The organism is Enterococcus malodoratus ATCC 43197 (genome assembly GCF_000407185.1).
Classification (GTDB): domain Bacteria; phylum Bacillota; class Bacilli; order Lactobacillales; family Enterococcaceae; genus Enterococcus_A; species Enterococcus_A malodoratus.
Genome location: NZ_KE136482.1, coordinates 275,649 through 297,609 on the forward strand (window position 1 = coordinate 275,649; position 21,961 = coordinate 297,609).

22 protein-coding genes are annotated in these 21,961 nt (G+C 40.7%); 13 read left to right on the forward strand and 9 right to left on the reverse strand.

Annotated elements, in window-relative coordinates; genetic code table 11:
- Nucleotides 1-12 precede the first annotated feature (12 nt).
- Complete coding sequence (locus I585_RS11195; RefSeq protein ID WP_010741890.1) at nucleotides 13-1,314, reverse strand: PTS sugar transporter subunit IIC; 1,302 nt, start codon at nucleotides 1,312-1,314, stop codon at nucleotides 13-15.
- A 12-nt stretch (nucleotides 1,315-1,326) separates the two neighbouring features.
- A complete protein-coding gene (locus I585_RS11200; RefSeq protein WP_010741891.1) occupies nucleotides 1,327-1,944 on the reverse strand; it encodes an AAA family ATPase in 618 nt (205 codons plus the stop codon).
- Between the two features lie 39 nt (nucleotides 1,945-1,983).
- On the opposite strand from I585_RS11200, the gene I585_RS11205 reads away from it, so the two are divergent.
- The 4 genes from I585_RS11205 to I585_RS11220 all read left to right on the forward strand — a co-directional run bounded on the left by I585_RS11205 (nucleotide 1,984) and on the right by I585_RS11220 (nucleotide 4,800).
- Nucleotides 1,984-2,676, forward strand: coding sequence for a MurR/RpiR family transcriptional regulator (locus I585_RS11205; protein ID WP_010741892.1), 693 nt, complete (start codon nucleotides 1,984-1,986; stop codon nucleotides 2,674-2,676).
- Between the two features lie 201 nt (nucleotides 2,677-2,877).
- The gene (locus I585_RS11210) at nucleotides 2,878-3,072 is read left to right on the forward strand and encodes a hypothetical protein (RefSeq protein WP_016249945.1); all 195 of its coding nucleotides are present in this window, start codon (nucleotides 2,878-2,880) and stop codon (nucleotides 3,070-3,072) included.
- A 107-nt stretch (nucleotides 3,073-3,179) separates the two neighbouring features.
- Nucleotides 3,180-3,956, forward strand: a complete 777-nt coding sequence (locus tag I585_RS11215) for a hypothetical protein (protein ID WP_010741893.1) — start codon at nucleotides 3,180-3,182, stop codon at nucleotides 3,954-3,956.
- A gap of 295 nt (nucleotides 3,957-4,251) precedes the next feature.
- Nucleotides 4,252-4,800, forward strand: coding sequence for a hypothetical protein (locus I585_RS11220; RefSeq protein ID WP_010741894.1), 549 nt, complete (start codon nucleotides 4,252-4,254; stop codon nucleotides 4,798-4,800).
- 134 nt (nucleotides 4,801-4,934) lie between these two features.
- Here the strand turns inward: I585_RS11220 and I585_RS11225 are convergent, their stop codons facing one another.
- The 6 genes from I585_RS11225 to I585_RS11250 form a co-directional block, all read right to left on the reverse strand.
- Nucleotides 4,935-6,482: a bifunctional metallophosphatase/5'-nucleotidase gene (locus I585_RS11225; protein ID WP_010741895.1), complete on the reverse strand. Its 1,548-nt coding sequence runs from the start codon at nucleotides 6,480-6,482 to the stop codon at nucleotides 4,935-4,937.
- 79 nt (nucleotides 6,483-6,561) lie between these two features.
- Entirely contained in the window at nucleotides 6,562-7,365 is an 804-nt protein-coding gene (locus I585_RS11230) for a metallophosphoesterase family protein (protein ID WP_010741896.1), read from the reverse strand.
- 2 nt (nucleotides 7,366-7,367) lie between these two features.
- Nucleotides 7,368-8,150 (reverse strand): phosphonate ABC transporter, permease protein PhnE, encoded by a 783-nt coding sequence (gene phnE / locus I585_RS11235; RefSeq protein ID WP_010741897.1) that lies wholly within the window; start codon nucleotides 8,148-8,150, stop codon nucleotides 7,368-7,370.
- Nucleotides 8,147-8,926, reverse strand: coding sequence for a phosphonate ABC transporter, permease protein PhnE (gene phnE, locus I585_RS11240; protein WP_010741898.1), 780 nt, complete (start codon nucleotides 8,924-8,926; stop codon nucleotides 8,147-8,149). The genes phnE (I585_RS11235) and phnE (I585_RS11240) overlap by 4 nt, the downstream gene beginning before the upstream one ends.
- The gene (phnC, locus tag I585_RS11245) at nucleotides 8,898-9,689 is read right to left on the reverse strand and encodes a phosphonate ABC transporter ATP-binding protein (protein WP_010741899.1); all 792 of its coding nucleotides are present in this window, start codon (nucleotides 9,687-9,689) and stop codon (nucleotides 8,898-8,900) included. Before phnC ends, phnE (I585_RS11240) begins: the two co-directional genes overlap by 29 nt.
- Before the next feature lie 58 nt (nucleotides 9,690-9,747).
- Nucleotides 9,748-10,677 (reverse strand): phosphate/phosphite/phosphonate ABC transporter substrate-binding protein, encoded by a 930-nt coding sequence (locus I585_RS11250; RefSeq protein ID WP_010741900.1) that lies wholly within the window; start codon nucleotides 10,675-10,677, stop codon nucleotides 9,748-9,750.
- Between the two features lie 195 nt (nucleotides 10,678-10,872).
- On the opposite strand from I585_RS11250, the gene I585_RS11255 reads away from it, so the two are divergent.
- The 6 genes from I585_RS11255 to I585_RS11280 all read left to right on the forward strand — a co-directional run bounded on the left by I585_RS11255 (nucleotide 10,873) and on the right by I585_RS11280 (nucleotide 16,380).
- Nucleotides 10,873-11,553, forward strand: a complete 681-nt coding sequence (locus I585_RS11255; protein WP_010741901.1) for a cyclic nucleotide-binding domain-containing protein — start codon at nucleotides 10,873-10,875, stop codon at nucleotides 11,551-11,553.
- A gap of 231 nt (nucleotides 11,554-11,784) precedes the next feature.
- Nucleotides 11,785-12,837 carry a BMP family lipoprotein gene (locus I585_RS11260; RefSeq protein WP_010741902.1) on the forward strand — a complete coding sequence of 351 codons (1,053 nt, stop codon included), beginning with the start codon at nucleotides 11,785-11,787 and terminating at the stop codon, nucleotides 12,835-12,837.
- A 120-nt stretch (nucleotides 12,838-12,957) separates the two neighbouring features.
- On the forward strand, nucleotides 12,958-13,788 hold the full coding sequence (locus I585_RS11265) for an AraC family transcriptional regulator (RefSeq protein WP_010741903.1): 831 nt from the start codon (nucleotides 12,958-12,960) through the stop codon (nucleotides 13,786-13,788).
- Nucleotides 13,789-14,037: 249 nt separating this feature from the next.
- Complete coding sequence (locus tag I585_RS11270) at nucleotides 14,038-14,532, forward strand: DUF1062 domain-containing protein (protein WP_244266002.1); 495 nt, start codon at nucleotides 14,038-14,040, stop codon at nucleotides 14,530-14,532.
- A gap of 177 nt (nucleotides 14,533-14,709) precedes the next feature.
- Nucleotides 14,710-15,387, forward strand: coding sequence for a response regulator transcription factor (locus tag I585_RS11275; RefSeq protein WP_010741905.1), 678 nt, complete (start codon nucleotides 14,710-14,712; stop codon nucleotides 15,385-15,387).
- Nucleotides 15,388-15,477: 90 nt separating this feature from the next.
- Nucleotides 15,478-16,380 carry a D-alanyl-D-alanine carboxypeptidase family protein gene (locus I585_RS11280; RefSeq protein WP_010741906.1) on the forward strand — a complete coding sequence of 301 codons (903 nt, stop codon included), beginning with the start codon at nucleotides 15,478-15,480 and terminating at the stop codon, nucleotides 16,378-16,380.
- Between the two features lie 16 nt (nucleotides 16,381-16,396).
- On the opposite strand, the gene I585_RS11285 is transcribed toward I585_RS11280, so the two are convergent.
- Nucleotides 16,397-17,506 (reverse strand): sensor histidine kinase, encoded by a 1,110-nt coding sequence (locus I585_RS11285; RefSeq protein ID WP_010741907.1) that lies wholly within the window; start codon nucleotides 17,504-17,506, stop codon nucleotides 16,397-16,399.
- Nucleotides 17,507-17,694: 188 nt separating this feature from the next.
- Between I585_RS11285 and I585_RS11290 the strand changes: the two genes are divergently transcribed.
- From I585_RS11290 to pbp4, 3 genes are all read left to right on the forward strand, one after another.
- Entirely contained in the window at nucleotides 17,695-18,069 is a 375-nt protein-coding gene (locus I585_RS11290; protein WP_010741908.1) for a BlaI/MecI/CopY family transcriptional regulator, read from the forward strand.
- Complete coding sequence (locus I585_RS11295; RefSeq protein ID WP_010741909.1) at nucleotides 18,070-19,827, forward strand: BlaR1 family beta-lactam sensor/signal transducer; 1,758 nt, start codon at nucleotides 18,070-18,072, stop codon at nucleotides 19,825-19,827. It begins immediately after the preceding gene.
- Nucleotides 19,828-19,888: 61 nt separating this feature from the next.
- Entirely contained in the window at nucleotides 19,889-21,901 is a 2,013-nt protein-coding gene (gene pbp4, locus I585_RS11300; RefSeq protein ID WP_010741910.1) for a penicillin-binding protein PBP4(5), read from the forward strand.
- Nucleotides 21,902-21,961 lie beyond the last annotated feature (60 nt).

Genomic DNA, 21,961 nt, shown 5'->3' on the forward strand with positions numbered 1-21,961 from the left:
ATTGACAGTGACTTATAGATCTTCATCCACAAGTTTTGTCTTATTATTTTCCATAACCTTGAAAAATGGATAGTAGATAACGGCGCTAACAAGGATCAATACTAAGCAGAATACTACATTTCGCCAATCCATACTTGAAAGATAGGCTTGCGCAAAGAAAGGAGTGAAGGAAGGATCGACAATCAATCCCACTCCAATCAGACCGATACTTTGAGCGAAATACGTCAGCAGCAAAGAAACAATGGGTGTTATCAAAAATGGAATTGCTAAAATCGGATTAAAAACAATCGGAAGTCCAAAGATTACGGGCTCGTTGATTGAGCAGATGCCTGGTATAAGCGACAGCTTTCCAATCGTTCGGTATTCCGATACTTTACTTCGCATCATTAAAATCACTAAACCCAATGTTCCACCAGCTCCACCTAAAACGGAGATCCGAAACATTTGTAAATTCATCAGGTGGGTCATGGTCTCACCGTTAGCCATTTGCTCAGCATTTAATCCCGTTTGGGCCATGCCTAGAGTGAAGACGATTGGAAAAATGATGGATGATCCGTTAATGCCGAACAACCACAGAATATTTCCTAAGGTTACTATTAACAAGAATCCACCAAGACTTCCGGCGATATTAGTTGCGGGTGTCAAAACTTGCATCACGGTTTCTGGAAAAATCTTTTTTGTTGTTACTAGGAAAATCAGATTAATCCCATAAAAGAGAATGATATTCGTTAATAAGGGGACTAGCGTGTTGATAAAAGTCGCAACCATAGGCGGTACAGTATCGGGCAATTTTAATTTGATATTTTTCACTTCAAAGAATCGATTTACTTCAACCACTAGCAAACCAATAATGATTGCTACGAAAAGACCATTCGTCCCTAAATAATTTAAGTTGATACTGCCTTCGCTAACGGGTGTACATACCATTAGAAAAATGACTGACGCCACCATACCATTCATTGATGGATTGATCTTGTATTCGCTGGACAGAGAAAAAGCAATTCCGAAAACACTGATCAGCCCGATGATGCCCATGGTCAAATTGTATGGGGCTGTAATCAAATCATAATTCGCTACAGCAAAATCCTTCCAACCAGCCATAAATTTCATGAAAAAATTAGCTGTCTCCGGATTATAACGATCGATATTGATTGGCGGATTCGCAAAAATCAGAAAAAAGGATCCAATAACAATAAATGGCAAACCAAACATCATGCCGCTAGATATTGCTTTAAGATGGCGTTGATTCCCGATTTTTGCGGCAACTGGGCTGAGTACTTCATTAAGTTTCGTTATGATCGTAGAATTTTCCATGAGTATGACCTCCTATACTTGCCAAGGGTTAAAAACAAATGTACTTGGTACTACATGATCCGGGTCATATTTTTCTATGATTTTTTCATATTGCTCTTTATAGTCATTGTCGACTTTTGCTTGTGGGATGACTTTACTGGCTTCATGTAAGAAATGTTCTGAACCACGGCCCATTTCCTGCCCGCGAGTTGTGTGTTTATCCAAGGCAATATCGGGTATCTCAGGCACATACCCCATAGCGAAACTCTTTATCACAATATTTTTGAGCAAATCGGACGAACGATCCTTTTCTGATCCGCACAAGTAACGAATAGCATGGAAGAAAAACATCGCGCGGTCGGATTCATTATACTGAAACTCTTTGCGCATCATATTCAAGTTATTAATCATAATGGCTGCCATCGCATTTCCCATACCTACATCTTCAACACTGATGGCTAATAAACGTCTCCATAATTTTTCTTCAAATTGCGGTGAGGTGATATACATTTCATAGGCAAACTCACAGGCAGCTTTTTCTTTTCCTCTCCGGATGGATTTCTGTAATGCTGAGATGACTTCATCACCTCGCAAGCCGTTGCGTGTAGTCATTTTTGCCCATGGGTCCTGAATAAAATTATTTTCTGTCATGATATAATACTCCTAACTAAAGAATTTGAGGTGGATCTTATGGATACTGAAACGCTAATTGATAAATATCAGTTGAATGATTCAGAAGCTGAGGTTTTGCGATTTATGGATAAAAATCGTGATTCGTTGAGAGATTTAGGAATTCGCGATGTAGCCAAAGCGTCTTATGTCTCAACTGCGACAATCGTCAATATGGCGAAAAAAATAGGTTATTCCGGTTACAGTGAATTGGTTTTTGCCTATGGCAGCAGACATTCAACGATCAGTCTCCCTAAGCATTTCTCAAATGAAGAAAGGGACGAATTTATCCGTTTACTATCTGATTATCGAAATAAACGGATTATGATCCTAGGATCAGGTTTCTCGCAAAATATCGCGAATCACTTTTCTGAAACACTTAATCTTTATGGTTTCCGTGCGACTGCCAACAGCCATCTGGAGTTTCTGCGAGAACAGGTTGAAAGGGATGTTCTGATTTTTATTATCTCTAATTCAGGCGACACTTTTCGTCTAGCTGAGCTTGCAAAAATGGCAAAAGATCACCATATTGATTTAATTGCTTTTGTCGGTGAAAAGAAATCGAGAATTGGACAGCTGGCAACATTAACAATTAGCACAGATACCTATACTCCACGGGTTCTATCGGAGTATCAGCCTAACCTTTTCTTTGGAACAACGTTGAATCAATTCGAGATATTATTAAGCGAAGCATTATCAGCTATCTTTGATTAGAAGAACGATGTGGCCACTGTTTCTTCAAGTCCTAGTATAAGTGCTGTACTTAGAAATGTAAGTGTTTACTAAGGGTTGTGAACATGTTTAGGGATTTACAAACCTGTTTACTGAATCAATTGAAATAGGGGAAGTACTGACGACTCATTCTCTTATAACGTTAAAACCAAAAAGGAACTCCCGGATTGGAGAGTTCCCATTATGAAATATGTGTATAGGGTAAGAGAAAAAGGGTCCATGACACTGACGGAAAAAAATAAGTTGCATTCAATGCCGACTGCGAATAGACTGAGAGAGGTTTTTCTCAAAACAATAAAAAGGGCTGCCAGTTACCGAAGCAACTGGCAAAATGAAAAAGATTTTTGGGTTGAATATACAATAATAAATGGAACTTAATTGAACCTTAAATAGAAAAAATGTCTATGATCAAGAATCCGACGATGGATTCCATTCATATATAGGCTCATGCTTAAAAAAACAATTTATACTTTGGAGGAATAACGATGAAAATAAGCAGTATTTTAGTGCTAGGGCTTGGTTCGGTATTACTATTATCCGGCTGCGGCTCTACGAAGGATAAAGGCGAAAGCACGCCTGTGAGTTCGACAGAAATCAAGGTATCCGTCACAGCAAAAAGTGACTCATCAACTTCAAAAACATCATCCGAGACATCTTCAAAAATATCATCAACTTCGTCCTCTGAAACAAAAGAGACGCAGAGTATGAGTCAGGAGGAAAGTATTGCCAGTAAGGGTGCTCGGTTGAGTGACAGTCAAAAAGCTCAAATTAATCTAGCTTTTCTTGATTGGGCAGGGCAGCGTGCCGCGATAGGAAATATGGCAGTTAGCGATTGGTTCTTTGATCATGGAGCAGCGGGGCATGGAGATTGGTATGCCAATACGCCAGATGGTCAGGTCCAGGTTCAAAATTTTGATATGCCGGGAAAAAGAGCCTTTCCTATTCGGGCAATAGGCGGGTGCATCTTCTATACAGCGAAGGATGGCGGCGTCGGCAAACAAGAGCTTTATGCGGATTCTTTTGCCGCAAATTATTCTGTTAAGCTGGATAAGGATAAACCTGTAAGCAAATATTTGCTGGGGGATAATGGCGTGGTCTACGAGTTGAAAACCGGAAACGGAGTACCAGTAAGTACCAATACAGGATTTGGTGAATACGCGGATGATGGCACTCAAGGAAGTTATACACCGGATTTGGACTTTCAAATCTCAGAGGACAGTGCGGCGCAAGAAAAACTTCAGGAACTTATTCGAATTTATTAAACGAACCTGCTCATAAACTTTTTAGAAGTTTTTTGTCATAACCGTTCTTTTATTACCTATTTTCATTTTCTAAAACGGTAACGAATGACTCTCATTGAGAGATTCGTTGCCGTTTTTCTATTTAAACGGCCATCCTTCTTTCCCAACTAAATGTATGTGAAAAAAGACAGCGTTTTTGATATATTCAAATCGATAATTAAAAGGAAAAAGAATGAAATTTACCTAGATTAAAGGGAATGCTACTATTTTACATAGAAGGAAGAATAAAACTTTTAGAAGAGAAGGAGTAAGTCAATTGGATTACAAAAGATTATATGCTATTTATTGCAACGAAGAAGATAACAGCGGTTACATTTCAGGAAAGTACTATTTTTCACGAACGAAATACCTGCATATTACTGAATTGTACTTCGATCAATATCCTGACGATGATGTACCGATACAGGTGCTGCAAATCGCGAATATAGAGACATTTTCATGTAAATCAACAGCACAACGACAAATCAAGAAATATACTCTATGCACGAATATTGAGGATATAGAAAACTTAGTGGTGAGAGAATTAAGTTATAGAGAAATCGAACTGATTGATAGGTGTCGGAGGTTTATGGAGGGTCGCAAGAAGGCTCAATTGTACTTGAAACAATTCGAAAATAAAAATTTTGAATGCTCTGCTTGTGGAAATAAGGAAATATCGGAAATGATCGTGGGTGAAATGACCTATCAAGTGTTGGATGAACACGAAACAACCAGAGTTGACGTCCAGATACCGAAAGAGGTGAGTGTGTATTGTAATAAATGTGCAGCGAAGATTTATAGTGAGAATCAAGCGACTCCTGCGTAGTCCTGATGAAACAGATCAATAGTAAGTAGATAGTGTGGGGAGTTAGTTAAAAATAGTTGATGAATGCTTAAAAAAACGAGTCGGCTGTGTAATTTTGCCGCTCGTTTTTTTGTTATATAGCAGGAAACCCACAGCTACAAAATCACTTGAAAATTATGATTAGCTTCGGCTTTGATGATTGGATGTTCTTTTAGATAATCTGCGATTAGTTCGGTCATGTCGACTTGGATTTCTCGCACAATTTTATCAGCGCTGAACATATTGTAATTGCCGCCGCCGATTGCACGGTATTGATTGGTCACGACTTCAAGTTCTTGGTCAGCGGTGATGGGAAGGTTGTTGAAATTTAGTCTCGTTATTCGTTGTCCGGCGGGCCGGTTCATATCGATTGTGTAGTCAATTCCTTCGTACATATCGTAATTATAGTATTGTGGTTTGGGCTGGATAAAGGCCGGATTAAAGACGATTTTGCCATCTTCCACTGCTAAATAATTGGCGGTTTGCTCTAATGCGGCGCGCAGGTCTGCGCCGCTGACTTTGATTACTGCCAAAGTATTTGGATAGATATAGTTTGTAATGACATCCCGCATGGTGATCTTCTGGCCAAAACCTTTTCCTTCATTATTAAAAAGTGCGGTGCCTGATATTGCGGCTCCGCTGGCGAACAGCTGGACTCGATTGATAAATTCTACATAAGGATGTTCGATCAGGCGAGCCTGCATCGGATCATCAATCCGCATATCCCCTTCAACTTGCCCTAATGTTTGATCAAGCCAATGTTCCAATTCTCTTTCCATAGGTTCAATCGCGCTGAGAATTTGGGGATCGGGCGCGACATCTTCAACAGAATGCAATGTCGCATGGCTGTCCGTGACAACGAACTGTTCACCCATTTTCTCGACGGTTAATTGAATTTTTCCGATATGATTGCCTTGGTAACCAGGCTGAACAACCGGAACGCCGTTGATTTTCGTCGCGATTGTTCGATGCTGGTGCCCAGTAAAAAGAGCGTCGATACCCGCAACTTCCTGCAGCAATTGATAGCCTTCGTTTTCCCCAGTTAGCGCCTCGGTTGCTTCACCTGTTGCTAGATCTTTTTCAAATCCGCCGTGATAGCTTACTACGACTAAATCTGCTTGTTGCTTCAGGAGTGGTACGTATTTTTTGGCTGTCTTAACGATGCTTTCGAAGGTCATTCCTTTCAGTGTCTCTGGCTTTTCCCAATGTGGGATGTATTGGGTGGTGAGTCCTAATACCGCGATTTTTATCCCAGCTTTTTCGAGGATAGTATAGGCCTTACCAAAATAGGGCTGCCCAGCTTGATTTAAAATATTCGCCGCTAGAACAGGCGCCTGATAATTTTTGATGGCCTCTTTTAAATAATCGAGCCCATAGTTAAACTCATGATTGCCAATGAGCTGAACATCGTAATTCATCAAATTAATCAGGTTTGTCAGTTCTTTCGCCGAGTGCTGTTCTTTGGCGAGATAATAGCTCAGAGGGGAGCCTTGAATAAAGTCGCCGTTTTCGATTGCAATCACAGGCCCATCTGCTTGCGCCCGCAATTCTTTCAATTTAGCAGCAGCCTTAGCCGCACCGATAGGCAAGTCTGTTTTGCCGGAATAGGTGGTTGGGTATACGTACCCATGCATGTCGCTCGTTTCCAGAAGAGTAATGATCACTCTCGTTTCTCCTCCTTTTTGGCTCTTTTTTATGATAGTGAAGAGACCGATGCATCAAGCCAATCGGTCTCATTTTTATTTATCTGCTCATATCGAGCGTTTTTAGAACATGGCCCGGCATAAAGTTCTCGGATGTCTGCCGAGTCACTCTGCCATTTTTGAGCTGATAGAGATTGTACCCGTGGCGTTCTTCAAAACGAACGAGGCCATCGCCTTCGTCCTCACCAACAAAGGACATACTGGAGACGGTGAAATAGGGGATGCCATTAATCTCATCACTGAAGGTGTGATGAGTATGCCCATTTAGAATACAACGAATATCATAGGGAACGAGCAATTCTAAGAAGCGTTCGGTTCCCGGCCATTTTGGCATCGCGCTTTGCTGCGCCAGCAGGTGATGGTGGGTCACTAAAATAATCGGCTGATTTTTCTCTTGTTCCAAGGCGTGTTCCAGCCAGTGGAATTGCTGTTGGTCAACGATTCCATCGGCATAGCCGTAACTAGAATTATCAAAGGAAATCACGCTGAACTCAGGATATTTCACGATCCGATTGTAAGGAGCAGAGGAAGCCGCTTCTTGACACCAGCCAACATGAAAATGCTCTTTGATATCATGATTGCCTAAAGTGACAATAATTTCCGTATCGCCCAGTGCCTTTTTCAGCCAGTCCTTCAAATAGCGATAATCGTCGATTTCTCCATCCTCAGTCAAATCCCCGCTGATGATCACAAGATCAAGAGTGGTTTGGCTGTGCAAATGGGTCAAGCACTCACCTAAAGGAATGAGAGGATTCTGCATTTTCGCCAACATGCCTTTATAGCCCTCGTCACAGGCTTCATATTCTCTGCGAAAATGAATATCTGATATATGCAATATGTTCATAATTATCTCAATTTCTTTCTTATGATTCCGGTTATTTGATCTAAAATAAACACGGTAACAACAACACCGATCAAAATAATGCTGACTTTGCTCCAAGAGCGTGTCTGGATCGCGAAAATCAGCGGTGCGCCGATTCCGCCAGCGCCTACTAAGCCGAGTGTTGCTGCGCTGCGAACAGCGATTTCAAAATGATTCAATGCTAACGAACAATAGATCGGCATCAGGTAGGGGATTCGTACAAAGAAGATTGTTTGCCAAAAATTGGCTCCAACCGCATGCATCTCTTCCACTAAACGTTCATCCATCGCTTCCATTTCTTCGGTAAACAATTTCCCAAGCATTCCAATCTGGTGAACGCCGATCGCCATGACGCCAGCAAAAGGTCCTGGTCCGACGACTTTTACAAAAATAATCGCAAAAACTAATTCAGGAAAAGCCCGTAAAACGTTACAGACAAATTTCCCCAGCTTCGTCACCCAAGGATGGGCCTGCCATAAATTTACGGCACTGATTAATGTTATCGGGATAGCCAAAACAGTCGCGATCATCGTTCCTAGACAAGCGATCCCGATCGTTAGCAGCAGCAGGCTTAGCAAATCTTCACCGCTGCCGTCATATAAAAAGCCCCAATCAGGCTGACCTAGCCCGCGCAGCACATCCATTCCCATAGCAGGTGAGAAGGTTCTTAAACCAGAGTAGTCTAGAGTTGCTGCTGATAAGACAACGAGGATGACCAATACGGCTAATAACACCAGTGTTTTTCTGCTCATTTCGCGAATCATCATAACAGGGACCTCCTGACGCGTTCACTCATTTTGTCCACGATCGCTACTGTGATCAAAATCGTCAAGATAATGATCGATACCCGTTCGTAATTCAACAATGCCAAGGAAGAGTTCAAGATGACACCAATCCCACCGGCACCTACGTAACCAAGAACGGTCGAGGCACGAACATTAACTTCAAACGCATAAAAGGCATAGCTGGCAAATTGACTCAATACTTGCGGGGCAATCGACCAGATCGCGATCTGCATCTTGTTGGCACCGACTGCCGCAGCGGCTTCGATCGGACCAAAATCAATCGTTTCGATCGCTTGGAACATCAATTGTGAGACCATTCCAAAGGTAAAAACAGCGATCGTCAGTACCCCCGTTGCTTCACCAATGCCAAAAACCGCAACAAATAATGCCGCTAAAAGCAGGGTAGGAATCGTTCGAACCAACCCTAAAAGAAAACGGAAAATAGTAGAGAGCCAGCGGTTTTCAGTGACAACGGTCGTCGCCAAAAAGCTGACAGGAACGGCGAAAATCAAGCCGATCACAGTTCCCAATAGAGACATCTGCAGCGTTTTGATCATCGGTTCCACCAGTTTAGGCAGATAGCTGAAATCAGGATGAACAAAGCGGGATAAGAAGGCGGTCATTTGACTAGAATTTTGAAAGACCTGTGAAAAATCGGCCGCGGTGATCCAGACGCTTCCCTGAAAGCAGGCAACTAGGAATAAAAGAATAAGCAGGTGTTTGTACCATTTAAAGTGAACTGTCTCTTTCAAGCTCATCGATTTCGCCTGCCTTTTCTTCAAAAATTGCTTTACCGTAAATTTGATTCAAACGTTCATCGGTCAAAGCTTCTGGTGAGCCGTCAAAAACGACTTGACCAGCATTCAGCGCGATCACACGAGTGGAAAACTCACGTGCCAGCGGGACCGAATGCAGATTGACGATGACGGTTTTGTCCATCGTTTGATTGATTTTTTTCAAATCCTCCATGACTTTTTGCGTCGTGATGGGATCTAAAGAGGCGACTGGCTCGTCGGCTAAAATGATCGGCGCCTGCTGAACCAGCGCACGAGCAATCGAAACCCGCTGTTGCTGACCGCCGCTCAGCTCGTCACTGCGTGTTTGTAATTTGTCAGACAGACCGACAGTTTCCAAGGCTTGTTTGGTTTGCTGATAATCTTCTTTTGTGAAAAGGCCAAAAATACTTTTCCAAGTCGAATAATAGCCCAAGCGTCCAGACAAGACATTCTTCTGAACGGTACTGCGCTTTACCAGGTTAAAGCTTTGCGAGATCAAGCCGATCTGGCGGCGAATTATTCGTAATTCCTTTTTGTTTGCTTTTGTAATAGAAGTCTCGTTGATCCGAATGTCGCCTTCAGTCGTAGAGACCAGGCGATTGATGCTGCGCAGCAGAGTACTTTTTCCGGCTCCGCTCAATCCGATGATGGAAACAAATTCGCCATCTTCAATAGTTAGATTAATCTCCTTTAGTCCTACGACGCCATTCGGATAAACCTTCGAAACATTGTCAAAAATTATCATTATCGTTCTCCATTTTTTAAAGTGTCAGCAAAGAAGTTTGCTGACACTTACTGATGTATTATTCGGCTGCTTTTTTCGTGTAATCTCTGATCGTGTCGTACGCAGAATCGGCCGCTTCTTCATAGCCTTGATGTCCCCATAGTGACATTGCTTCGGCGCCATCTTCGTCATCCTTCATTTCAAGGAACGTCTTTTTGATCTTCGCTTTCAGGTCTTTCGACATATCTGGTTGAACAGCGATCGCGTCATTTGGAATGTCGCCTTCAGTTAAATACAATACTTTCAAATCTTTAAATAAATCATTATCTGAAAAACTAGAGGCAAATACATTTCGGGCACCTTCAAAAACAAAGGCCGCATCCATTTGTTTATTCAACACTGCGGTAATCTCACTAGGAATATCGTTGACAGTCGTCATTTTTGTTTCGGTCGTTGGATCAACGCCTGCATCTTTAAGTTCAGCAACGGGATAGATATAACCGCTGGCAGAGTTTGGACTTAATGTCGCGATATTTTTTCCTTTAAGATCAGCAAGTTTCGTCATATCGCTGTCCGCCCGAACTAAAACTTCACCCTTAAAGGTATTCGTCAATTTGTCTTTTAATGGAAGACCAGTTTTTTGATCGTAATCGCCTAACTGAGAAGTTAGGATAGCTTCAGCAGCATTTGCGTCCTTTGCTTGAACATAAGCAGCGGGGGGCATAATGCCGACATCGACTTGACCTGAAGACATTGCTTCGACAATCGTTGAATAATCAGTAGCTAAGGTAACTTCTACGTCGCGATCTAGTTTCTTAGATAGGTATTTAGCGAAGGGCTTAGCCTTTGCTTCCATGCTGCCGTCGTTGTTTGTCGGAACGAATTGAACCACCAATTTTTCTTTACTGTCCTTATCGGAACTGCTATTTGTACTGCCTGAACCGCAACCCGCTAAAGCTGTAAGTAACATGACTCCGATAAACCCTTTTGCTAACTGTTTTAACTGCATTTTTTTCCTCCTGTTAGGTATGTATTTCTATTACGTCTAAATCATAGCAAGGAATGAAAAATAAAGAAGTGACGCACGTCCTATTTTACACAATTTTTACATACAATTTACAAACAATTATAAAAATCGTTCGTATTGAGCGGATATTCAATCTAGGCTATAATAAAGAAAAAACTCTTTAGAGGTGACCTTTTGATGAAAAAGATTCAAGACGCTGAGCAACTATCTGCCTACGTTGAGATGCATCATTTGCAGGATTATATGGACTCAGATATTTTGGCGATGGCTTCTTTACAATATTTCGAAAAGGAAGAGCACCTCATTCGAACGGGAACGACTTCTGATTTTCTTTACTTTTTAGTAGATGGAACGGTCATGGTCTATTCCTATTCTTCCGATACGCAAAATATTTGTATCGACCATGCAAAGCCCGCGACACCGCTGGGAGAAGCCTCTTCATTATGGGGTCTGCTGCCAAAAAGCAGTGTGAAGGCTGTCTCAAATTGTATATGTGTCAGTATCCCGCTGAACCAATATCGGGAACAGCTGCAGCAGGATGTCCGCTTTTTACAAAATATTTGTCAGCTGCTTAGTTACCGGTTGAACTCAGGAATCAACTTGGCGAACTCGTTAACAGAACCAGTGGAAACACGGCTAGCTAAATTCATTTTAACGAACCATGAAAATGAAAAATTCTCTTTTCGTCTGACGACTTGCGCCTCTATCTTAAATGTCAGCTATCGCCATCTTTTACGAACAATCACGAATTTTCGTGATGCGAATATCTTGGAAAAAAAGAAAAATTATTATTTAATCCATGATTTCGACGCGTTGAATGATTTGGCTGAAAATCTTAGCAGTCCGGCAAAATCATAGAAATCAATCCTAAAGTAAGACGCATTCTACTTTAAAAATAAAAAGAGCTTTAACCACCATCGTCCAAATGAATTGCGATGGTGTTTTTTTGAGTGAAGAGAAAAAATAGAAGTGCCAGGTCAGCATCATTAAAAGATAATAATTCTTAGAAATACAATAGTGTTCAGTATATAGGTATGCTATACTTTAAAAAAATGTGTCAAGACACCTATTGCGAAGGGGAGAAAAATAGTGAAGAAGGTTCTCGTTTCATTCTTATTTTTAGCGTCATTTTTAACGCTAGTCGGCTGTTCTCAAAATCAAGGAGAGGAAAAGGCCGAAAAAGAGGGGAGTAAAATAGCGCTAGTTTTAGGGTTTGGTGGAGTCGATGATCGTTCCTTTAATCAGGCCGGTTGGGAAGGCCTTGAGACTTGGGGAAAAGACAAGCAGTTAACACCAAAGAAAGACTTTACCTATATCGAAACAAATAATCCTGAAGACAATAGTACGAACATAGATCAAGCCATAAAGAACGGGTTCACAACGATTATTAGTTTAAGTTATTTGCAGGCAGAGGAATTGAAAAGCGCGGCCGAAGCGAATCCTGAATTGAATTTTGCTCTGGTCGATGGTGATATTTCCGGTAAAAAGAATATTTCTTCAGCGACGTTTAAGGATCAGGAAAGTGCCTATCTAGCCGGACTATCCGCCGCCTATACGACCAAAAGTAATAAAGTTGGATTCATTGGCGGAATGGAAGGACCGGTCATTCAGCGTTTTCAAAGCGGCTTCGAAGCCGGAGTTAAGGCTGGTGCAACCGCTCAAAACAAAGAAATAAGCGTGAATAGCCAATATGCAGCATCCTATGATTCGCCAGATAAGGGAAAAGCAATCGCGGCGTCTATGTATAAGGACGGTGCAGATATTCTTTATCAAGCAGCAGGAAGTACCGGTGCCGGCGTCTTCCAGGAAGCGAAAGCCCGCAATGAAAATGATTATAGTAAAAAGGTTTGGGTCATCGGCGTCGATCGTGATCAAGCGGATGAAGGTGACTATAAATTGGAAAATGGCGACACGGGTAATTTTACGTTAACTTCCACTAAAAAGAATGTTGGTGCGGCGGTAAAAGAATTTGCGGAGACCTCTTATAACAACAAATTTCCTGGTGGGAAGCACTTAACCTTTGGTCTAAAAGAAGAAGGTGTTGATCTAACGAAAGGGCAGCTATCTGAAGAAGCCTATAAAGCTGTTTCGGATGCCAAGGAAAAAATTATTAACGGAGAAATGTCTGTGCCGGATAAATAATTTTTCTGACATAAGCTATTTAAGTATAAGTGATAAAAGATTCAGCATAGATGCTGAATTCTTTTTATAATTGTAATAGTACAGATAAAAAATTCAAAAACAATTACGGGAGGCTTCGAAATGGACAAGAGTGTATTAATAAACGATAGCATCGACTATATTTTGTCTCATTTAGAAGAACCCATCACGATAGCTGATGTGGCCGATCATCTTTCTTACTCAAAGTATTATTTTTGCCGCATGTTTAAGGACGTAACTGGCGAGAGCGTCTATTCCTTCATCAAGCGAGTCAAGCTAGAACAAAGCGCGATTGATTTAAAGATAAAAAGGGAGAAACAAATTTCGCAGATCGGCCTGGAATATGGCTACAGTGCCTCAAATTATAGCTCTGTATTCAGAGAAATGTATGATCAATCGCCCATTAAATTTAGGAAATCTGTCCAAGCCAATACAATCCAAAATCCATTCGATTCACAGAAGCAAGAGCATCTATCCTCGTACGAAGAATATCAAGAAAAGATTCAAATACGCGAGGTCAATCACCTATTTGTTGTTTACAAACGACAGATTGGCAATTACATCGAGCTAAAGCAAGAATGGGCGTCCTTTATTGCTGAGAATGCCTACTATGATGAATCGGCGATTTTGATGGAAAAATATTATAGTGATCCTTCTGTAGCGCTTGAAGATCATAGTATTTGCGATCTATGTTTTACAGTGGACAAAGCCTTTGATGCTGAGAATACAAAACAGGTCGAAGGTGGACGATGTGCGGTTTTTCCTTTTCAAGGAGCTATCGAGGATATCTTTTCAGCGATCCAAGGACTGTTTACGATTTGGCTGCCGCAAAGCAAGTATCAAATGAGCAAGAAATATGGGTTGAATATTTATCGCAATATTGATTGGGAAGCGGGCTATGTTCAAATGGATATTTGTATTCCAATAAAATAGAGCAAGAATTCAGAAGTTTCACAAGCGATTCTTTTCTACAATAAAGTTATCTAAGACAGATAATTTTTATGTAGAAAAGAATTTTTTTGTAAAGGAGGTATTTGTATGAGAATGGTGATTCCACCTTATCTTGGGCAATAGTTTGATTGCCCAGGAAAGGAAGGATAAAAGGTGAGAAAAGTTGTCTGGACGATAAATTTTTTGAGTACTCCGACGATAACGCGTCATTGCAAGAATTGTAACAGAGATATGGAATTTTCTTGTTCAGAACGTTTTCGCATCAATGCTCAGGGAAAGTATCTGGATGTCTGGCTGATTTATAACTGTAAAAAATGTAAAACTAGTTGGAATTCAACCATTTTTTCAAGAGTTCATACGAACAAAATGGATCAAGAATTACTGGCACTTTTCCAAAACAATGATCCGATGCTTGCAAGACAATACGGCTCTGATCGCACGATTTTAAATCAAAACGGCGTGACTCTTCGAAGAGTTGAGTATGAAATTTTAGGCGAGAGGTTCGAACTGGATGAACCCGTCATTTTAGAAATTCAAAGTGACTTTCCACTAAAGATTAAATTGTTCAATCTGCTTAAAGCTAAACTGGATCTTTCAACTAGCGAATTGAAACAGTTCTTAAAAGAAGGAGCTATTCAAGGGGCAGCTGTGAATTGTTTTAAGAAAAAAGTACATGAGAGTACGACCATTATTTTTAATCAAACAGAGGAACTTATTGATTCTTAAATGAAATACGTTTCGTCGAATATAAAAAAACCATCGAGTTGATCAATGATCGATTGCCCGATGGATTTTTTGATTTTTTACATTCTGTGTATCTTATTACAGTCTTAAAACAAATAAGAATATTTCATGATATATTAAAGAAACAGGTCCATAAAATATCTATGAGAAGGTGAGCCTATGGTAAAAATTTTGATGGTCGAGGATGAGCAGGAAATCAGCGAGCTGGTTGTCTTTTATTTAAAAAACGAAAATTATGAAGTGATTACTTGTGAAACTGGGCAAGCTGCCTTGGAAAGGATTCACACAGAAGATTTTGCGCTGGCGATTTTAGATGTGATGCTGCCGGATATTAGCGGATTCGAATTGTGTCAGGCGATTCGAAAAAAATATACCTATCCGATTATCATGCTGACGGCTAAGGGTGAAGAGATCGATAAGATAACCGGGCTTACACTTGGAGCAGATGATTATATGACGAAGCCGTTTCGCCCCTTGGAGTTAGTCGCACGGGTGAAGGCGCAGTTGCGAAGAGCAACTCAATACAGTAATTTAGGTCGTAATATCCTGATGGTCAAGGGGATCGAACTGGATGTGGAGAAACGGAAAGTGTTTCTGAATGAGCAGGAGCTGTATTTGACACCGATTGAATTTTCAATCCTAAAACTATTGATGGAGAGACAGGATCAGGTGGTGAGCTCGGAACAAATATTCAGAGAAGTCTGGGGCGAAAAATACTACGTAAACTCCAATAATACGATCATGGTACACATTCGTCATCTAAGGGAAAAGCTGCAGGATACCGGCGAAAAATACAAATATATTCAAACCGTTTGGGGCATTGGCTATAAAATCTGACTCCTTAAGAGAACTTAAGATAGAAATAAGTGAATATTAAAAATTGCCTTTCTAGTAGATGCTTAAATAGGTCTATAGGGAGGTTTTTTTATGAAAAGGCAATTTAAAAATTGGATGGCTTTGCTCTTGCTAATTTTTTTCATCCTAGCAGGTGTACTTTTGTATCGGGTAGGAAATACATTTAGCAGTGCCAATTTATCAAAATCGGAATCGTTGATCTTAAACAAACAAATTTCGTCCGATCATTATTTACTAAAATCAAGAAACGGGTCGGAGATTTATCGCAAAGGCGAAACACAAAGAATTTCGATCGCTTCCTTGACGAAAATAATGACGGCAATTTGTATTATTGAACATGCAACGGGTCTTGATCAGTCCGTGACCGTCCCTCAGAATATTTTTTTCGAAATTGAACAAAATAATTTGGCTGTGGCTGGATTAATGCTCGGTGAGAAGATTAGCTATTGGGATTTATTGCACGGCATTATTTTGCCTTCGGGTGCAGATGCAACATTGACTGCTGCTTTAGGAATCTGTGAAGATGAGCAATCATTTGTTGAAATTATGAATGAAAAAGCGGCACAGCTCGGAATGACAGCCACTCATTTTGCCAATTCAACAGGATTGGATGCGGCCGGTCATTATTCGACCATCAAGGATATGATGATCCTTTTGGAATACGCGCTCAAAAATGACTCCTTTTATCAAATTTTTACTTCATTGAATTATCAAGGTTCAGCAACCAACAGGCATCCAGAAGGAAATTATTTCACCAGCAGTATGATCAGTCGAGGAGAAAGTCTTGAGCTTTCAAAAGGGAATATTATCGGTGGAAAAACGGGTTATACACCAAAAGCTGGTTTATGTTTGGCTAGTTTAGCAGAGATTGATGGCGAGGAATATTTATTGATTATCGCAGGCTGTAAGGGCAGCGATGAATCTAAGCAATTCAATGTGATCGAGAGTCGTACTTTTTATAATAGTATTCAATAAAAAAGCGTAGAATTTTCTACGCTTTTTCTAAAGGCAGTGCGATCGTAAAAGTGGTGACTCCATTATCACTAGTTACTGTAATCGTTCCTTGATGAGCCAAAATGATTTCTTTCGCGATCGCTAAACCTAGCCCAGCGCCGCCGGTTTTGGTCGATCGTGATTTATCCAATCGATAGAATTTTTCAAAAATATTTGATAATTGATTTTCAGGAATAGTCATTCCTTCATTCGAGATACTAAAGGTCATCCTTTCAGCATCACTTGAAAGATGCAGCCGAATCGTTGAATGTGCGGTCCCGTAGTTCATCGCATTTTTTAATAAATTATTCAATACCCGAGCCAACTGTTCATTGTCCGCGAAGATGGTCAACGTTTCGGGGCCTTCATAAACCAGAGATTGAGTTTTTTCTTTGAGTAAAGGATAAAATTCATCCGCCAGCTGATTTAATAGAAAGACAAAATCAAGTTTCTCTTTATACAGCTGAATATCATGCAGATTAAAGCGGGTGATATCAAAAAAATCGTCAATCAGATGTTCCAGCCTTGTCGATTTTTCCAAGGTGATCGCCAAAAAGTGCTTCTTTTGTGCGTCTGTTAAATCATCTGAATCGATCATCAAATTGAGATAGCCGATAACGGATACTAAAGGCGTCCGTAAATCGTGAGCCAAATAAGTAATCAAATCTTTGGTTCGCTGTGTTTCGCGTTTTAACAGAATTTCGTTGTTCTCAATATTCGACTTAATTTTCAGCAGCTCATTATCAATCATCAGTTCGCCTGTCGGAGCGGCAGAAGGTTCTGAAAAGAAAACAGCGATTTTCCCCGCAAGCAGCCGAGTATTCTTTGTCAGTTGGATGCGATGGATAATATAACTGACCAATGACACAATGAAGATGATGGTGAGCGCATAAAGAATAAGAAACAATTTGACGTTCGGCCAGTCAATATAGGTTTGAGTGTACTCTGCGCCATCAGAGGTAGGAACAGAATTTGAACGAACTAAGGTATTATAAAAACCGTCAAAAATAGTATGATGCAAATCGGTTCGATTAAAGAGAAAATACAATCCGACAAAAAGAACGATGCTTAATAAAATAAACGCTAGGATACTTGTTTTTCTGCTCATTTACGCTACCTCACTTTATGGTCTCTTTATAAGTGTAGCAAACGCATAGAGCAGAAAGAAGTTGAGAAGTCTTAAGTTTTCTTCATTTTTTTACGAGTCAGACAGAGGAAAGAGGAATCAAGAAAACTTTTATAGACAAATCATTTTGAATCGATTAAACTACAGATGTAGTTTGAAGGGAGTCAGTGATGGAAAAAGAGATAAAAATTACCGATGCGGAACTAAAAATTATGGAATACGTTTGGAAAAGAGCCTCTGTTGATTCAAAGGAGATTATCCGAGCATTTGAAAAAGAGGAAGAGTGGAGTCCGAATACGATTCGAACGCTATTGGTTCGTTTGGAACAAAAAGGGGTTGTCGACCATTCAAAATCAGGCAGAGTGTATGTCTATCACGCACTAATCCCGAGAGAATATTTCGTGAAGCAGGAAAGCCAAAAGTTTATTCACAAATTTTTTGATGGCAAGGTCAGTGATTTCGTTTCGAATTTTGTTGAGGATGAATCGATTGATGAAAAGGAAATCGACGAGTTGCGGGAATTATTAAATAAAAGGAGAAAATAGATGACTCATTTTCTTTTGAATATCATTTCTGCCAACCTGTACCTGATTCTTTTATTCATACTTAGAAGGCTGCTCGACAAACAGCTTTCACCAATCTATCAAGGCAAATATTGGAATCTAGCGGGATTGACCGTCTTCTTCTTTATTCCCAATCAGCTTCTTACGGGATTCAGGGATCTTATTTATTACCGAATGCAAAGTGTAATGCCAGGTCGAGCACTTCCGACTTCGCTTCATTTGGATAATGCTCAAAGTTTCATGGGAGAAACGGCCTCTGGCTGGATGAATGACAATGCACTTCCAGCGAATGATTTCGGCTCTATTTTTTTATGGTCGATGGCAGCTGTATGGTCGATCGGTGTTGTGATTTTTCTGGTTCGAGCAATCTATTCTTATAGCCAATTTCGGAAAATGATTCGAGCGGCTGTACAAGTAGATGATCAAAGAGTTCAAAAACAATTGGCAAAAGCAGAGAACTGTTTGGGATACAGCAGAAAAGGATTGGTTCTCCTACAGACTGATGGAGTCGATAGCCCGGCGACATTTGGTGTTTTTCGCCCCAAGATTGTTTTGCCGAACAGCTTTATTGCTAAAGCTTCAAATGAACAGCTATTTTTCATTTTATTACATGAACTGGTTCATCAGAGAAATAGGGACACGGTTCAAAATAATCTTTTATTTGGGCTGTCGATTCTAAACTGGTTCAATCCCGTAAGCTATTGGCTCGTCAAACAAGCAAGAAGCGACCGAGAAATTTCTTGTGATCAGTCTGTGATGCGTTTATTGAATGAAGAGGATGTTTTCTTTTATGGAACGACATTGCTGGATTATGCGCAAAAAAATCAGAATTCATATTTGCTTGGTTTTTCCGGTAAGCGCAAAGAGCTGACGAGAAGAATCGAATGCATCAGCAGCTTTCAGCCCTCATCGACCAAAAAATTGGCTGCTAAATTCATGGTGGTGATCGCTCTAGTTGTCGGTATTTTCTTGATAGTCCCGCAAGCGCGGACTGACGAAACGGATCAATTTTCGCGGCAAGAACCGCTGGTTGAACAGAAATCCGATCCGCTTTTTGATCAAAACGAAAATAATTCGCTGGTCATTTATGATGAGAGCAAGGATCGCTATCTGACCTACAATCAAGCGGCAGGGCATAAACGCTATTCGCCTGACAGTACCTACAAAATTTGGAGTGCGCTGTTCGCACTTGATGCACATAAGATTGATCAGACAAGTAATGTACGGGCTTGGGATGGAACGGACTATCCAATTGACAGCTGGAATCATGATCAGAATCTTCAAACAGCCTTAACGAATTCCACGAATTGGTATTTCCAGCAGCTTGATTCGGAATTGGGAAAAACGAAGTTAAAAGAAAACTTTCGTTCAATCAACTATGGAAATATGAATCTTTTAGGTGGAATTGATAATTATTGGCTGGAATCGTCCTTGAAAATATCGCCATTTGAACAAGTGGATCTGTTTAGAAAGCTGCTGGAAGGAAAGCTGTCATTTTCGACCGATAATGTGGCTTTTGTAAAGGAGGCCATTCATTTACAAACACAGCCGGAATATGCACTTTACGGAAAAACCGGGACCGGCAACAGTGTAACAACGAGTACAGGCTGGTTCCTTGGGTCGATGGAAACGAATAAGGGAAACTATTATTTTGCCTGTCATTTACAAGGAGCAAAGGCAACTGGATCAGCAGCGGCTGAAAAAACATTAGCAATATTAAAGGAGCTAGAAATTTATTGATTTCTAGTTTCTTATTACTATCAAAAACTACAGATGTAGTATATGGAAAGGTGCAGAAAAAATGAAACGAAGTGAGAAACACAAGCGCGGCAAGGGAATCGTTATCGTTACGGGAATTTTGATTATCGGTTGTCTTTTCTTTTTCGGCTACCGCACGATAAATGAACAACGGATGGAGGCAAAAGGTAAGGAAACGATTAAGGTCTTTGTTGATCGACTTTCGAAAGGGAAATATCAGGAGTCTTTAAAATATCTTTCTGAAGACTCGTTAAAGGCGCTGGATTTTTCAAAGCAGCAAGTAAATGAAAAGTACCAAAATATTTATGGCAGTATCGGTGTTCATGATATCAAGATTAAGAATCTTAAAATAAAGAAGAATCAATTTGCGTATACGGCGGTTCTTTATACAGGCTTAGGAAAGTCGTTGAAGCAAAATTATCAAGGAACATTCACGAAAGGAAATAGTTTAATCGAATGGGCGCCGAATTTGATTTTTTCTGGAATGAAACGAACAGATAAGGTGGCTTATCATTACCTTTCTGCCACAAGAGGAGAGATCGTGGATCGAAATGGACATGGCCTAGCCAATAATGGTGAGATCGTTAACTTTGGGGTCGTGCCTAAAGCGCTGGGCGAAGGGGAGCAAAAACAGGAAAAAATCAAAAAAATCAGTGAAGCTCTAGGTTTGACTGAAAAAGCCATCAATACGGCATTGGAGCAAAGCTGGGTCAAGGAAGAGTATTTTGTTCCATTAAAGACTGAAACGAAGGTACCAGAAAACTTCGAGGCCCCAGACGGATTAGAGGTGCAAACGGATATTGGGAGAACCTATCCAATCGGTGAGGCGGCCGCGCATCTTATTGGATATGTTGGAGCGGTAACAGCAGAGGACATGAAAAAAAATAAAGGTTTATCCGAAGGCAGTATTATTGGTCGGACTGGGCTGGAAAGAGTATTTGATAAAAAACTGCGAGGTCGCGATGGCGGGTATATTGCTATAACGAACAGCGAAGGGAAAGAAAAGGAAATTCTGCAAAAAATCAATGTCGTTGAAGGGAAAAAGATCCAATTAACGATCGATGTCCAAGCGCAATACTTGGCCTATAAATCATTAGATAATGAGCGAGGATCAAGTGTAGTGACGGAACCGAAAACGGGAGATTTGCTGGCTGTCGCCAGTTCGCCGAGCTTTGATCCCAATAAATTCGTTCATGGAATTAGTCAAACGGATTACGACAAACTTTCGAAAGACGAAGCTTTGCCATTTTTAGCAAGATATTCAAACGGTTATGCGCCAGGATCGACCTTCAAGTTGATCACAGCCGCAATCGGATTGGATGCCGGAACAATTGATCCGAACCAAGCTTTAGCGATCAATGGATTAAAATGGCAGCAGGATGCTTCTTGGGGAGGATACAAAGTAACTCGTGTTTCCGATGTTTCGCCAGTCGATTTAAGGACGGCGATGATTTATTCCGACAACATCTACATGGCTCAAGAAACTTTAAAAATGGGGGAGAAAACATTTCGTGCGGGCTTAAACAAATTTATTTTCGGAGAAGAGCTAGATTTGCCGATCGAAATGAATCCCGCGCAAATATCCACCGAAAAGAATTTCGGCTCAGATATTTTATTGGCCGATACCGGTTACGGACAAGGGCAGCTGCTATTAAATCCGATTCAGCAAATCGCGACCTACTCAGTTTTTCCTAATAATGGAACGATCGTTTATCCGAAACTTTTGCTGTCGCAGGAAAATAAAACAAAGAAGAATGCAGTCTCTGCTGAAACGGTCGCCCGTATTAATCAAGACATGCAGGCAGTTGTGGAAGACCCTAACGGCACCGCCAATAGTCTGCAGTCCTTAGGGATTCCGCTCATGGCAAAAACTGGAACCGCAGAAATCAAAGAAAAACAAGATGAACGCGGGCAGCAAAACAGTTTCCTTTACGCCTTTGACAGTCAGAATCAAAAATTTTCGGTCCTGCAATTTTTAGAAGACCGTCCAGACAGCAAGTCGGCCGTGGGAATGGTTCCAGAATTGTTGAAATATCTAAAAGAGAATTACAACTAAACAGTACGTACAAAAGCGAGCTGTCCGACTCTTGGATCAGCTCGTTTTTGCTATTGTATG

Bases quoted from the DNA above. Each gene is read 5' to 3' on its own strand.
- I585_RS11200 (WP_010741891.1), bottom strand. From the start codon at position 1,944: ATGACAGAAAATAATTTTATTCAGGACCCATGGGCAAAAATGACTACA.
- I585_RS11215 (WP_010741893.1), top strand. From the start codon at position 3,180: ATGAAAATAAGCAGTATTTTAGTGCTAGGGCTTGGTTCGGTATTACTA.
- I585_RS11275 (WP_010741905.1), top strand. From the start codon at position 14,710: ATGGTAAAAATTTTGATGGTCGAGGATGAGCAGGAAATCAGCGAGCTG.
- I585_RS11205 (WP_010741892.1), top strand. From the start codon at position 1,984: ATGGATACTGAAACGCTAATTGATAAATATCAGTTGAATGATTCAGAA.
- phnE (WP_010741898.1), bottom strand. From the start codon at position 8,926: ATGAGCTTGAAAGAGACAGTTCACTTTAAATGGTACAAACACCTGCTT.
- I585_RS11285 (WP_010741907.1), bottom strand. From the start codon at position 17,506: ATGAGCAGAAAAACAAGTATCCTAGCGTTTATTTTATTAAGCATCGTT.
- I585_RS11230 (WP_010741896.1), bottom strand. From the start codon at position 7,365: ATGAACATATTGCATATATCAGATATTCATTTTCGCAGAGAATATGAA.
- I585_RS11255 (WP_010741901.1), top strand. From the start codon at position 10,873: ATGAAAAAGATTCAAGACGCTGAGCAACTATCTGCCTACGTTGAGATG.
- I585_RS11290 (WP_010741908.1), top strand. From the start codon at position 17,695: ATGGAAAAAGAGATAAAAATTACCGATGCGGAACTAAAAATTATGGAA.
- phnC (WP_010741899.1), bottom strand. From the start codon at position 9,689: ATGATAATTTTTGACAATGTTTCGAAGGTTTATCCGAATGGCGTCGTA.
- I585_RS11210 (WP_016249945.1), top strand. From the start codon at position 2,878: ATGAAATATGTGTATAGGGTAAGAGAAAAAGGGTCCATGACACTGACG.
- I585_RS11250 (WP_010741900.1), bottom strand. From the start codon at position 10,677: ATGCAGTTAAAACAGTTAGCAAAAGGGTTTATCGGAGTCATGTTACTT.
- I585_RS11280 (WP_010741906.1), top strand. From the start codon at position 15,478: ATGAAAAGGCAATTTAAAAATTGGATGGCTTTGCTCTTGCTAATTTTT.
- I585_RS11195 (WP_010741890.1), bottom strand. From the start codon at position 1,314: ATGGAAAATTCTACGATCATAACGAAACTTAATGAAGTACTCAGCCCA.
- I585_RS11270 (WP_244266002.1), top strand. From the start codon at position 14,038: ATGGAATTTTCTTGTTCAGAACGTTTTCGCATCAATGCTCAGGGAAAG.
- I585_RS11295 (WP_010741909.1), top strand. From the start codon at position 18,070: ATGACTCATTTTCTTTTGAATATCATTTCTGCCAACCTGTACCTGATT.
- phnE (WP_010741897.1), bottom strand. From the start codon at position 8,150: ATGATGATTCGCGAAATGAGCAGAAAAACACTGGTGTTATTAGCCGTA.
- pbp4 (WP_010741910.1), top strand. From the start codon at position 19,889: ATGAAACGAAGTGAGAAACACAAGCGCGGCAAGGGAATCGTTATCGTT.
- I585_RS11265 (WP_010741903.1), top strand. From the start codon at position 12,958: ATGGACAAGAGTGTATTAATAAACGATAGCATCGACTATATTTTGTCT.